15 protein-coding genes and 1 pseudogene are annotated in these 11,931 nt (G+C 36.5%); 10 read left to right on the forward strand and 6 right to left on the reverse strand.

Features of this window, described 5'->3' with window-relative positions:
- Positions 1-142: 142 nt before the first annotated feature.
- Positions 143-526, reverse strand: coding sequence for a hypothetical protein (locus H0U71_01550; GenBank protein MBA2653735.1), 384 nt, complete (start codon positions 524-526; stop codon positions 143-145).
- 60 nt (positions 527-586) lie between these two features.
- Complete coding sequence (locus H0U71_01555) at positions 587-1,534, reverse strand: hypothetical protein (protein ID MBA2653736.1); 948 nt, start codon at positions 1,532-1,534, stop codon at positions 587-589.
- A gap of 55 nt (positions 1,535-1,589) precedes the next feature.
- Between H0U71_01555 and H0U71_01560 the strand changes: the two genes are divergently transcribed.
- A complete protein-coding gene (locus H0U71_01560; GenBank protein ID MBA2653737.1) occupies positions 1,590-2,735 on the forward strand; it encodes a transposase in 1,146 nt (381 codons plus the stop codon).
- A gap of 89 nt (positions 2,736-2,824) precedes the next feature.
- Here H0U71_01560 and H0U71_01565 read toward each other — a convergent pair whose 3' ends face one another.
- Positions 2,825-3,034 (reverse strand): hypothetical protein, encoded by a 210-nt coding sequence (locus tag H0U71_01565; protein ID MBA2653738.1) that lies wholly within the window; start codon positions 3,032-3,034, stop codon positions 2,825-2,827.
- Positions 3,035-3,319: 285 nt separating this feature from the next.
- Between H0U71_01565 and H0U71_01570 the strand changes: the two genes are divergently transcribed.
- The 3 genes from H0U71_01570 to H0U71_01580 all read left to right on the forward strand — a co-directional run bounded on the left by H0U71_01570 (position 3,320) and on the right by H0U71_01580 (position 5,205).
- A complete protein-coding gene (locus H0U71_01570) occupies positions 3,320-3,655 on the forward strand; it encodes a type II toxin-antitoxin system RelE/ParE family toxin (protein MBA2653739.1) in 336 nt (111 codons plus the stop codon).
- Positions 3,642-3,962, forward strand: a complete 321-nt coding sequence (locus H0U71_01575) for a transcriptional regulator (protein MBA2653740.1) — start codon at positions 3,642-3,644, stop codon at positions 3,960-3,962. Before H0U71_01570 ends, H0U71_01575 begins: the two co-directional genes overlap by 14 nt.
- Positions 3,963-4,398: 436 nt before the next feature.
- Positions 4,399-5,205, forward strand: a complete 807-nt coding sequence (locus tag H0U71_01580; GenBank protein MBA2653741.1) for a hypothetical protein — start codon at positions 4,399-4,401, stop codon at positions 5,203-5,205.
- Here the strand turns inward: H0U71_01580 and H0U71_01585 are convergent.
- The 3 genes from H0U71_01585 to H0U71_01595 form a co-directional block, all read right to left on the reverse strand.
- Positions 5,202-5,474 carry a transposase gene (locus H0U71_01585; protein MBA2653742.1) on the reverse strand — a complete coding sequence of 91 codons (273 nt, stop codon included), beginning with the start codon at positions 5,472-5,474 and terminating at the stop codon, positions 5,202-5,204. The two genes, H0U71_01580 and H0U71_01585, sit on opposite strands and share 4 nt — an antisense overlap.
- A gap of 70 nt (positions 5,475-5,544) precedes the next feature.
- Positions 5,545-5,964, reverse strand: a complete 420-nt coding sequence (locus H0U71_01590; protein MBA2653743.1) for a CBS domain-containing protein — start codon at positions 5,962-5,964, stop codon at positions 5,545-5,547.
- Positions 5,965-6,290: 326 nt separating this feature from the next.
- Positions 6,291-7,592 (reverse strand): erythromycin esterase family protein, encoded by a 1,302-nt coding sequence (locus H0U71_01595; GenBank protein ID MBA2653744.1) that lies wholly within the window; start codon positions 7,590-7,592, stop codon positions 6,291-6,293.
- Positions 7,593-8,075: 483 nt separating this feature from the next.
- Here H0U71_01595 and H0U71_01600 point away from each other — a divergent pair, with 483 nt between their 5' ends.
- From H0U71_01600 to H0U71_01625, 6 genes and pseudogenes are all read left to right on the forward strand, one after another.
- Positions 8,076-8,258, forward strand: a complete 183-nt coding sequence (locus H0U71_01600; GenBank protein ID MBA2653745.1) for a 2-oxo acid dehydrogenase subunit E2 — start codon at positions 8,076-8,078, stop codon at positions 8,256-8,258.
- Between the two features lie 65 nt (positions 8,259-8,323).
- Entirely contained in the window at positions 8,324-8,464 is a 141-nt protein-coding gene (locus H0U71_01605; GenBank protein MBA2653746.1) for a 2-oxo acid dehydrogenase subunit E2, read from the forward strand.
- 383 nt (positions 8,465-8,847) lie between these two features.
- Positions 8,848-9,510, forward strand: a complete 663-nt coding sequence (locus H0U71_01610; protein ID MBA2653747.1) for a phosphoribosyltransferase — start codon at positions 8,848-8,850, stop codon at positions 9,508-9,510.
- A 2-nt stretch (positions 9,511-9,512) separates the two neighbouring features.
- On the forward strand, positions 9,513-10,172 hold the full coding sequence (locus H0U71_01615; GenBank protein ID MBA2653748.1) for a dienelactone hydrolase family protein: 660 nt from the start codon (positions 9,513-9,515) through the stop codon (positions 10,170-10,172).
- Between the two features lie 56 nt (positions 10,173-10,228).
- Complete coding sequence (locus tag H0U71_01620) at positions 10,229-10,453, forward strand: hypothetical protein (GenBank protein ID MBA2653749.1); 225 nt, start codon at positions 10,229-10,231, stop codon at positions 10,451-10,453.
- Positions 10,454-11,338 (forward strand): annotated as a pseudogene (locus tag H0U71_01625) (ribose-phosphate pyrophosphokinase).
- Positions 11,339-11,931 lie beyond the last annotated feature (593 nt).

The following is an 11,931-nucleotide window of genomic DNA, read 5'->3' on the forward strand; positions in this document are numbered from 1 at the left end:
GTAATGCAATTTCAAATTTTGCTACTGCCGACCACTTCTTGTTCTTTGCCATTTTTACCTCCGGTTAGAGGCTATTATCTCTCAAAATTTATTTCTTTGCTGGTCTAAAATGTGGGGGTCATTATATTGATTTCACTGCGTTTCATCCATGGCCTAACCCACAAATATTGACTCCAAAAATCTCATTTTGAACTTCAAAGGCATACGCGAAATCTCTTATTCGCTGTATGCCTATCCATAAATGCTTAGGCCCAGGAAAGCCATCTGATTTTCTGCCTAAAAAACCGTCTGTTGCACCCACTACAAATATCATTTCATTTAATGTAGGTACTTTCTTTGGCGACTTCTTGCGGTAGTGCACCATATATGCTGCTCGCCATTCTTCTTCCTCAAAGAATGTTTCACAACTCATCTCAGGACATTTTTGTCCTAAGTGAATTAAATAAATTATTCTCCATGCAATTATCCTCAATCTAAAAAGAAATAGAGAAAGGTCAGTATCGGAGAAATTCGTACTAAAAGGCACTAATTTAAGAATTCGACATTCACAGACTTTTACTACTTATGCTTAATAGGCGCTATCAAGTTATAGTGATTTGTAGCTACTTTGAATAAATGAATTTTCTCCTGCAACAAGATCGGGATTTCTCGTTTCTAAAGTTTCCTTTATACTATTTTCTGTGGCGGCAAAGAGTATTTGTATAATTTCTAATTTATCGTTTATCACATTGATATCTTTCGATACGGGTGTTTTTGAGAATTCATCCGCTAGTAACACACAATTATTTTTTTCAACCTTTAAAAATAATAAAGTATTTTCTAACTCATCATTGCTAGGTGTTGAGGTTAGCTTATTTTGTGTAATTTCGAGTACTTTAATATAAAAGTCTAAGTAGCGTGCAACATCCCTAAAAGCTGCCTTATCAACATTTAAGGACTGAAGCCACAGATTACGGTATGAATTATCTAATTTGGTAGCTTTTTGTAAGCCCATATACATATATGATGATGTGCCATAATTTTTATAAAAATTAGAAAGTTTTATCCATAACTGTGCCAATTGAGATGATTTATTTTCTTTAAAGAAGGCAGGGTCGTCATTGTTTCCAATCTTGTCTAAACTAGATAACTTAATTGTTAAATTCTTCAGAAATTTAATTGCAGATTCTCTGTAGGAGGTTTGCATGAGTTCTGTAAAGGCCGAAACAGATTTTTCAAAAACATCCATTAACTGTTGGTATGAACCACTAGAAACATCTTTATTTAATAAGGCGAGATAGTTCAATGTTGCAAGACCATTACATTTTTTAACAGCCAACTTAAGATAGTCCTTGGAGAGTTGTTGTTTTTCCGGGTCGGGCGGGCGGTGGCTGTAATAATGAAAAATAAGATTCTGTGCAAGAGGCATGTTATCTTCATTGGCTAGCTTAAGTAACTGATCCTCATTATTTTTAATTATTACCGGGGTTGCTTGAGGGTCCGACCCGGTCACATCGGTAATGAAAGTGACCGGACACATAGGTAACAGTAACATACTCCTAGTTAACAAAAATTGGGGAACTAGGATGCCATGGATAGAGACTGAACCTATGAATGAAAAAATTAAATTTATCTCGGCGTATCTCAATAATGGAGCAGGAACATTTCAAGAGTTATGTGAGCGTTTTAGTATTAGTTGTAAAACGGGATATAAGTATATAAATCGATATAAAGAAGAAGGGATAGATGGCCTTAAAGAACGCTCAAGAGCTCCGCATGTTCAAGCAAATAGGATGCCCAGTCAGATAGAAGACAGCATACTCAATGTAAAACATCATCATCCTACCTGGGGTGGCAAAAAGATAAGAAATTGGTTAATGCAGGAAAAAAGTAAAGTTTTATGGCCTGCGAAAAGTACAATAGATGATTTACTAAGGAGACATGGCTTAGTCACTCCAGCAAAAAGAAAGAGAAGAGTCGCACCTTATACTCAACCATTTATTCTATGTGGGGAGCCCAATGATTGTTGGAGTATTGATTATAAAGGTCAATTTTTGTTGGGTAACGATCAATTATGTTATCCGTTAACAGTGTCAGATAATTTCAGCCGCTTTTTACTGGCAGTTGAGGGTTCAAAGCAGATCTCAGGCACAAAGGTGAAAAAGACATTAACTAATTTATTTTTAGAGTGTGGTTTGCCGTGCGCAATGAAAAGCGATAACGGCCCACCTTTTGCGAGTCATGCTATAGGAGGACTTTCTGGATTATCTGTTTGGCTAATAAAATTAGGCATTGTTCCAGAGCGCATACGAAAAGGACACCCTGAAGAAAATGGCCGGCATGAGCGAATGCATCTTACGCTTAAAAAAGAAACAGCTTTACCTCCTAAAAAAAATCAAGCACAACAACAACGATGTTTTGACGAGTTTAAAAAAGAATTTAATGAGCAAAGACCTCATGAGGGAATTAATTTTAATAGACCTGCATGGCTATACACTCATTCTACTCGCCAATTTCCATCAAAACTTCCTGGAGTTGAATATGATAGTAACATTTTTGAAAAAACGAGAAGGATACGAACAAATGGGACTATGAAATGGCAAGGGAGAGAAATTTTTATTTCTGAAACTCTTATTGGGGAAACAATTGGCATGAAACCTTATAGTGAGACCGAATGGCTTTTACATTTCTCTTTTATGCCTTTGGCTATCTTCAATGAAAAAATGCTTAAAGTTAATAAACTTATGGTAGATTAATGTTACCGATGTGTCCGGCCACTTTTGTTACCTATGTGCCGGTCACACATGAAGTCCTGCACAACTGCGCAGGACCCGCCCATACCCCCTCAGAGTAAAGTTTTAGCCAATTGAACCATCAAATCGGACCATTTCTGAGCATACCTAGTTGCCATTTTTGGGAGCACAGATTGGCCATTGGCCTGATTAATTAGGCCCGCCATCTGACTACCGACAAAAATAATTTTTTGGAAAAGCGCAACTTGATGCCGAGAAAGGTTCATTTTTGAGGAACGTTTGGATACAATCTTCTGAGCCATTTCAATCTCCGTTTAGGTTGACGTGGTTAGCGTGAGGCGGGTGTTGTCGCACCTGTCTTACGCGCCCAATATTTTCTGCTTTGTTATAATAAATTGCAACTCATTTTAGAAAAATTTACTGCTAGATGGGGCTTAACTCCTGGATTTCGCGCTGTGGTATATCATCAGCCTGTAACAATCCCTCTATTCCAGATTGCACTTACTGAGTATTATCTAATGGGTTGCCAGAGTTGCAACTTATGTGGTCTGTAGGCTACAATTAAATAAAAAGATATGGATTAATCCATGCAAAAAGAATTGCGTTTGTTTCGTACTAAAAATGGGAAGGAGCCATTTGCCAAATGGTTGGCTTCAGTAAAAGATACTGTGACAAAGGCCCATATAAAAAATCGTCTTAACAGATTGATGCTTGGACATAATAGAGATATCAAATCTGTAGGTGATGGAGTTTTTGAATTACGCATTCATTATGGTGCAGGTTATAGAATTTATATAGCAGAGCAGGATAAATCAATTATTCTACTTCTAATCGGTGGCAGTAAAAGAACTCAAGAAAGGGATATCATTAAAGCTAAGAAATTTTGGCAGGAATTTCAGGAGAATTTAAATGAACAAAAATAAAATTGAGCAATTAACTGGCAGTTACGATGAATGGCTTATCAATTCTTTAAAAAATAAAAAAGAAGCGGCAGTTTATCTTCAAGTCGCATTAGACGAGTATCAAAAAGAGGGAGACACTGAGGCTCTCCTCCTTGCACTTCGTCATGTCACTCTTGCACAAGGCGGAATTGCCAAGCTCTCTCAAAAAACTCATTTGAACCGAGAAAGCTTATATCGTACTCTTTCGAGCAGAGGAAATCCCAAACTACAAACTTTAGGTCTTTTGTTGAAAGGTCTCGGATTTAAATTATCCATTAAAGCGTCTTAATAATTAAAGGGTCCCCTCTTCTGCCTCAGGCATTAGAAAATGTGATGTTATGAATAAATAATTCCCTATCCGCGATTAACTTTAAACACCTCAGCGAGCACCTGCCAAAGTGGAGGCTGATTTCCGGTAGATTGTTCTATCCACACTGTGGGAGACACCGGATATAGCTAGTGAACATAGCTTTAAATTAGTTACAATTAACGAGGCCAGTAAAATTGAAGCATAACAAAAGGATGATGAATATGTCTAAAGCACACACGGTTATTTGCATTTTAGAAGCCAAGCCAGGCAAAGAAGAAGAACTCAAAAAAGCATTATTCAAAGTACTTACTCACAGTCGATAAGTTTTGATTTATCGAATAATCAAATTGGGTTACACGGGGTCATGAGTTTCTTACTTGTTTTGGCCTCACGAAAAGAGAAAGGCCCTATCCATTTGGAATTGAATTTAGGGGGTAATCCACTAACTACTCAATGCTTTCAAATTCTCTCACACGCTATTAGAAAAATTTTTCTGAAAGGCTTTAAGCTCGGGCTTTCTGGAAACTATTTTGAAAAAACCCAGCCGGAAGCAAAACAACGAATGCTATTTATTGCCGAAGCCCTGGAATCAGGCGAGTGTCCGGAAGGATTCAGTCTTAATCTTTCATATAGTGATCTTAGTGATGAGTGCTTTGAAATATTAATAAAAGCAATGCTAAAAGGTAAGCTGCCCAAATATTTTGAATTAGATTTATCTCGTACTAATTTAACATCGGAACAAATTATTCAATTAGCCGATGCACTAATGAGTGGAAAGTTACCTCGAGGTTTTAGCTTGAAATTAGCTAAAAATAAAAACGGCTTCAATCCTAGAATAGCATCGTGGGATCGGACTCCGAGCAATAGGATATTTAATTACTTTTTAGATGCTTTAACTCATGTGGATTGCCCTAGAGAATTATCGCTCGATTTATCATCTAGCTCAGGCCCATTTTTTCAGAAACTGTCAAAGGTATTAATTGATAACAAAAGCTTAGTTAAATTGAATGTAAGTAATAATGAAGGTTTAAGCTTGGATCTAGCTCATGAGCTCCAGTCTGGTTTAATGAGAAATACTGTTCTTCAAGAATTTTTAGATCATCCAAAAAATAGTTTTTTTGCACCAGATTTAGACTACATAGAAGAAGATACCAGGCAGTATAAAAGGAAACTAAAAAGCATGAAGATATTAAAAATAATTGTCTTACCCGAAATAGCTTAATTAGAAGATTTCCTGACTATAGCACCGGTTGCTGTTTTCATGGTTTTTTGAAGCTTGCCATTGCGGCGGTTAGGGATCCCCGCATCTTTGCAGTCAGATAAATGAGCATCCATTTCACCTTCTAATGCAGCTTCGAGTATCTCTTTCAGGAGCGGCGTCAGAATACCATCTTTGCCTGTTAAAGATTCACCTGATTTTAATCGACCAATTGCTTCTTGTTTAAATTGGCTAAAGTCGAAATTTTCTAAATCAATTTTTTTACTGTTCATTTTTGTCAGCTCTCCAAAGTTATAGGATTATAACTATTTATGAAAGCTGACACAGTTATTTAAACACTACCTACTTCTTTTCTGAAACTTCTTCAATGATTTCAGCATCTATTTCATGATTTTTGAATTTAGTGGCAATGTCTCCTAATGAAACCACACCTGAGATGTGCTTATTTTTATCGAGCACAATTAATCTTCTAATTTGATGTTGACACATTTTCTCTGCTGCAAGGCTTACATCATCGTTTTCTAAAACGTAATAAGATCGTGATGTCATTATTTCTTCAATAGGTGTAGTTTTGGGATCTTTACCCTTAGAAGTTGCTCGAATAGCAATATCTCGGTCTGTCACGGTACCCACAATTTTTCCATTTGTTGCAATTGGCATAAAGCCACAATCTAGTTTTTGCATCTCTTCGGCTACTTTTTGAATAGGAGTGTTAGGTGGTAAAGTTTCCGGATTTTTGGTCATAATATCTTTTACTAACATAATTATATTCCTCTAATAAACTAGTAAATAGGTCTTATTATTATAGAACTAAATTATTCTTCTAGAGAGCTGTCTAAAGATAAAATTATAATGCCTCAAATGAAAAAATTTTAATTCAACTAAATAGATACTAATTCAATTACTAATTCGATAGAAGATTTTGAAGCAGTTACCTAGAAATCCCTAAGAATCTCTATTTCCTCATTTCTATTGTGGCATTGATTTTGTTTCGTTGCTTTTTGTTTATAGTATGGTTGGGGTATACGAAATAAAGAGATTCCCGCGCAATCTTGTTCTTTTTGCTTAGACGAAAGAGTGCGATAATTTTAATCCAAAGGCTTGACGGCTGTTGTTTGATCTAAATGTATAATACTGTCGAATTGGTAAGGTAAATCTGTAAAAAAATAGTGACTAAGGCGTTCGGTTTCTGGTCGATACACAACCCCAATAGCGCGTTGCAATCTAGAAATATTTAAAAAATGTTCCAATTGTTTATCCTCTGTCAAATTTAGTAGAAACTCTGGATATTTGACATCATGAAATAGCGCTTCATAACTTCCTGGCAGTCCTGGGGTGATTGGTTTAGTTTCTGCTGGACCACCCCATTCTGATGCCGCTGTTACAAAACCTTCATAAGTTGAAAATCCAATTAAGTATGTGTCAGCATCATGCTGTTCTCGTACTAGTTGACCAATATTTATTTCTCCTTTTTGTCCCATCTCAGTAGCACGTGCATCACCTACATGAGAATTATGTGCCCATATAACTATTTTTGCAGGTTTATTGAAGCGATTTTCTAAATGATCTGAAAGAGTATTTAAAGTTTCCATCATATGAAGATCACGGACATTCCAAGATGAAACTCGATCTTCAAACAAAGAGCGATAGTAGATTTCTGCATTTTTCACAAGTCGGGCATTTTGCGTAGCATAAAAATACTCATCAGCAACAGAAATATGATTGTTGTGTACATATTCAAAAGCTCGATGTTGCATCTCCAGAAGTTGCATAATAGCTTCTTTTATGCATGATTTCTTTATGCCAAGGGTGGTTAGATGGCCATAAGTTTGTGGGTCTACACTTAAGTGATCAAAGCATGAGTAACGGGCTTTGGCTCGTTCTGCAGCCAAGCTGTCTACTTTCTGAAGATACTCAATTACAGCTTGCATTGAAGAGTGCAAGCTATATAAATCTAATCCATAAAAACCAATTTTATTTGTTAAATTTTTTTGATTATCATTGAAATCTCTCATCCATCTAATGAAAGATGGCATTACCTTGTTACGCCACATCCAAGTTGGAAACCTCGAAAACGCACCAAGTGATTGAGCCCAGTGTTCTTTTTCTAATTCTCCTTGTATATAACGGTGAATGTTATAAGCATCAGGCCAGTCGCCTTCTATTGTTACTGCCATAAAATTTTTTTCAATTATTAAACGCCGTGTAATTTCAGCGCGTATGGCATAAAATTCATGGGTACCATGAGTTGCTTCGCCAATTAGAACAAAACGGGCATCACCTATTTTTTCAAGCAATTCTTTATAAAGAGATTCTCTATCATCAGAAAAAGAAATGGCAGCATCGTTTAGTGTATTAACTAAATCTGTATAAGCTTTTTCAGTATTCATTTTATATATCAACCCTCGACATTGTTTGTTTTTTCAATTCTTTTCTGCCCTATGCAACTGATGAAATCTCTATAGAAAGTTTAAGTTTTTTTTATAATTTTATTGCCCATGTTTCGTCCCGATATATTCAATAACAAGTAAAAAAACATTGTGAATTTATTACCCAAACAGTATAGCGGCTAATGTGGGTAATTTTTAAAAATGTTTTATCTTTCACCTTATATTTGCATGAGAATTAAAGACTACAAAAAGCTGATTTCCATACCTCAACACGTGGGATTGAGAGTTAATTTTTTATTAACCCTCAAATGGGAGATACCTTGCGACATTATGGATTAAGTTAATCTTGAAGAGATTGAGAAATATCTTTTGATTTTATGGAAAAATAATGAAAAACGTGCTTCATTTTGATGATTTAAGTATAAAGGATTTATTCGAAGCTTAACAGAGAGCCAAACATTAAAAGAAGATCATACCCTTTCGATGAAAAAAGTTATTGCTGCTGCAATGACAAAATCAAAACACGAAATTCCTCATTATTATCTTTCCAGCGAAATTGATTTGAATAAGGCACTGGCTTGGTTAGAAAAATATAATGCAGAGCACGTAATCACTGAATGCTTATTGTACGCCGTTCTTCTTATTAAGGGGGTTGTTAATGCCTAGAGGTAGTTTCCTGATTTCAAGGGTTATTTTCTGAATAATGAATTGTTTATCCCCCGCAAGTTGCATTGATCGGATTTGGAAAAATTCTTTCAAACAAAACGATAATCACTGCACTTTCAGCAGATCATAGGGTCACCAATGGCTTGTTAGGAAGTCGTTTTCTTTCAACCATCAATAAATTTTTGCAGGAACCTGAGAAACTATGACGAGTTTAAAAAATCAACTGAAGAAATCCCTAGTTCTGTACTGCAAGCCTTAAATCAAATCGCCCCAGAAGTGGATTTGCAAGAATTGAATCTGGAATCGCTATTGCGTGAAGAGCTCGAAAAATATTCCGCAAAAGGATTATCCTATGCTAATATCTTTGAAGAGTATTGTTGAATATCTGAACTTAAAAATAAATAGTTAGGGAGAAGGTAATCATTCAGTCCGTCGTTCCCGTTGTACAGAATAATAGAATTCACAGAACATACAAGCGGGAATCTATAGCAATGGCATTAGAAACTGCTCAACGGATGCTTCCTTTCATACGATCATCGAATCATGAGTAGGATATTTTGCTTCATCTTCATTTAATAGGAAATTATAAATGACATTATTTGAAAATCGAATTGAAGCTGGTAAACAACTAGTGAAACATTTACTTCAATACCAAGATAATAAAAACGTTCTGGTACTCACACTGCCTCGAGGAGGAGTGCCGGTAGGATTTCAAGTTGCAAAAACGTTGCGGGTGCCCTTAGATATATTTCTGGTGCGTAAATTAGGTGTTCCTTTTCAGGAAGAATTGGCAATGGGTGCTATCGCATCGGGTGGCATAACCGTATTTAATGAAGATATTCTTCGTATGATTCACATTTCTCCCCATGTTATTGAGGATGTAAAAGCACAAGAATTAGCGGTTTTAAAACGTCGCGAAGCATTGTATCGGGGTAATCGAACTCCTCCGATGATTAAAGATAAAATCATTATTTTGATTGATGATGGGATTGCAACCGGTGCGACAATGCGTGCTGCTATTACGGCATTAAAAAAATTAGAATGCAAAAAAATCGTTGTAGCAACACCAGTGGCACCTCCAGATACGTGTGAGCAACTTCGTAGAGAAGTTGATGAAATAGTCTGTTTAGAAATGCCTTATCCCTTTTATGCTATTGGAGGCTGGTATCAGGATTTTTCTCAGACCTCTGATGAAGAAGTGCAAGATTTATTGATACAAGCAGAAAATTTTGGGAAACCAGAGGGGGCGTGAAGATGACTAACTCATCTACATTAATCAAAGATGTCAAAATTCAAGCAAATGAGGTAACACTTCATGGAAATTTGCAAATCCCTGTTAATGCAACCCAGATGGTGATATTTGCCCACGGTAGCGGCAGTAGTCGATTTAGTCCCAGAAATCGCTATGTGGCAGAAGCTTTTAATCAAAAAGGGTTAGCTACCTTATTATTTGATCTATTAACAGCTGAAGAAGAAGTCATTGATGAACAAACCCGAGAACTTCGTTTTAATATCTCATTACTGGCAGAACGGCTCGTTGCCACAACGGATTGGCTAATCAAACAACCCCAATATAAACATTTCACAATTGGTTATTTTGGGGCTAGTACCGGTGCTGCCGCTGCATTAATAGCTGCAGCCAAAAGACCAGAAGTTATTCGAGCAATCGTTTCAAGAGGAGGGCGACCCGATTTGGCAGGTGATTCATTGCCTCATGTTAAATCATCTACATTACTCATTGTGGGTGGATGGGATGATGTTGTGATTGAATTAAATGAAGCCGCTCAATCTAAAATGAATAGTGAAACGGAGCTTAAAATCATTCCTGAGGCAACTCATTTATTTGAAGAGCCTGGAAAATTAGATGAAGTTATCCGATATGCCGAGGCATGGTTTTTAAAGAAATTAGGATAGGAGTTTTCCATTGAAAAAGACAAAACTTATTTTTGAGATATAGCCTCAAAGGCCTTATGGTTGTTGCCATAGAAGGATATTGGCCAGACGTTTATCGCATTCATCGGTATTTACAAGGTGTCTTAGCTGTACGTGGGTGTAGAGCTGCAACCAAGATAGAAGAGGTTGTCGATAAAGATCAGCCCTTATTCACACTACATTCTGAAACAAAGGCTGAGCTCGAATATGCGCTGACGTTTTTTCAAGAAGGGAACGAAATTATTCATCTGGAGCCGATATAAATGAAGCCTATTATATTTAATCTCTTCGCAGAAGAGTATTTAGTCAATATGATAAAAACGCACTTAAGGAACGCGATTGGAAAAATAGTGGTGCGTCAATTTCCTGATGAAGAAACTTATGTGAAAATTGAATCCGATGTGAAGAGGGCCGATGTTATTGTCATTGCAATTTTGAATCGACCCAACAGTAAAATCTTACCTTTATTATTTGTTGCGCAAACAGCAAAAGATTTAGGGGCAAAGCATGTAGGTCTCATCGCACCTTATCTTCCTTATATGCGGCAAAGATCAGGAATTTAATCCGGGGGAAGCCAATTTCATCTCAATATTTTGCTGCACTTTTATCCCATTATTTTGATTGGCTGATGACGGTTGACCCTCATTTGCATCGACGAGGATCTCTCAATGAGATCTATAAAATTCCCACAATTGTATTACATGCTGCTGATAAAATAGAAAAATGGATTAAACAAAACGTTGAAACGCCTGTACTAATAGGACATGATAAAGAAAGTGAGCAATGGGGTTTCAGATGTAGCCAAAAAAGCAGATGCGCCTTTTACGATATTAGAAAAAAATCGAAGAGGTGATAAAGAAGTTGAAATTTCAATTCCCCACATCGATCAATATATAAATTGCACACCCATCTTAGTGGACGATATTATTTCTACAGCAAGAACGATGATCGAAACAATAAAGCACCTTAAAGCTTTAAATATGAACTTACCTATTTGTATTGGCGTTCACGCCGTTTTTTCTGGAAGTGCATACCAGGATTTATTGGCGGCAGGAGCAGTCAAGGTTGTTACTTGTAATACTATTCAGCATGCATCTAATGCGATTGATTTGGGTGAGACTATTGTAAAGCGCTTGAACTTTGACTGATATAAGAATCTCACATTGGGACAGCCTGAGGTAGTGGAAATAGTTGCATATCAAACATAACTCAGGAAGCTGTACTCGCTGCAGCCGCTTCTGTAGAGCAAAGATCAGAACATCATTTAGCTCAGCCATACAAAAACAATCAAAAAAGTTACTCGATTTCAATGTCATGACTTAATGATATTTGATCTGCGCTAACGAATGCAGCTGATAGAAGACAAGGTTAATTGATTCCTGGGTATTAGCAAAAATTAATAAAATATTCAAAGACATATCATTTTAATACTAAATTTACATGAAAAAACAGATGGAATGGACTATATTTTAATTATCCCCGAGCCTCTACTTGTCAGTAGACTCTGGTTTAGTGGCAAGTGTGTTATCATGCATGGTTAGCCCAGCATGATGTATACGTCACAATCTCGTAGGTTATCGAAAAATAATCCTGCAGATTTGCGGAGGCCCGAGGACAAATCATAAAGCATTTCATTTTGATATTTTATTCAGTTAATAGTGGTATGCGCTACTATTCTTGTTGGTAACAAGGTTGTTGTTTTTCACCGCTTTCTTTGTTCTGTCTCTAGGTAAGCGTATTG

The organism is Gammaproteobacteria bacterium (genome assembly GCA_013697705.1).
GTDB lineage: Bacteria > Pseudomonadota > Gammaproteobacteria > UBA6002 > UBA6002 > UBA6002.

Coding starts and splice junctions, on each gene's coding strand:
- H0U71_01555 (MBA2653736.1), bottom strand. CDS start 1,534: ATGTTACTGTTACCTATGTGTCCGGTCACTTTCATTACCGATGTGACC.
- H0U71_01560 (MBA2653737.1), top strand. CDS start 1,590: ATGAATGAAAAAATTAAATTTATCTCGGCGTATCTCAATAATGGAGCA.
- H0U71_01565 (MBA2653738.1), bottom strand. CDS start 3,034: ATGGCTCAGAAGATTGTATCCAAACGTTCCTCAAAAATGAACCTTTCT.
- H0U71_01570 (MBA2653739.1), top strand. CDS start 3,320: ATGCAAAAAGAATTGCGTTTGTTTCGTACTAAAAATGGGAAGGAGCCA.
- H0U71_01575 (MBA2653740.1), top strand. CDS start 3,642: ATGAACAAAAATAAAATTGAGCAATTAACTGGCAGTTACGATGAATGG.
- H0U71_01585 (MBA2653742.1), bottom strand. CDS start 5,474: ATGAACAGTAAAAAAATTGATTTAGAAAATTTCGACTTTAGCCAATTT.
- H0U71_01590 (MBA2653743.1), bottom strand. CDS start 5,964: ATGTTAGTAAAAGATATTATGACCAAAAATCCGGAAACTTTACCACCT.
- H0U71_01595 (MBA2653744.1), bottom strand. CDS start 7,592: ATGAATACTGAAAAAGCTTATACAGATTTAGTTAATACACTAAACGAT.
- H0U71_01600 (MBA2653745.1), top strand. CDS start 8,076: ATGAAAAAAGTTATTGCTGCTGCAATGACAAAATCAAAACACGAAATT.
- H0U71_01610 (MBA2653747.1), top strand. CDS start 8,848: ATGACATTATTTGAAAATCGAATTGAAGCTGGTAAACAACTAGTGAAA.
- H0U71_01615 (MBA2653748.1), top strand. CDS start 9,513: ATGACTAACTCATCTACATTAATCAAAGATGTCAAAATTCAAGCAAAT.
- H0U71_01620 (MBA2653749.1), top strand. CDS start 10,229: ATGGTTGTTGCCATAGAAGGATATTGGCCAGACGTTTATCGCATTCAT.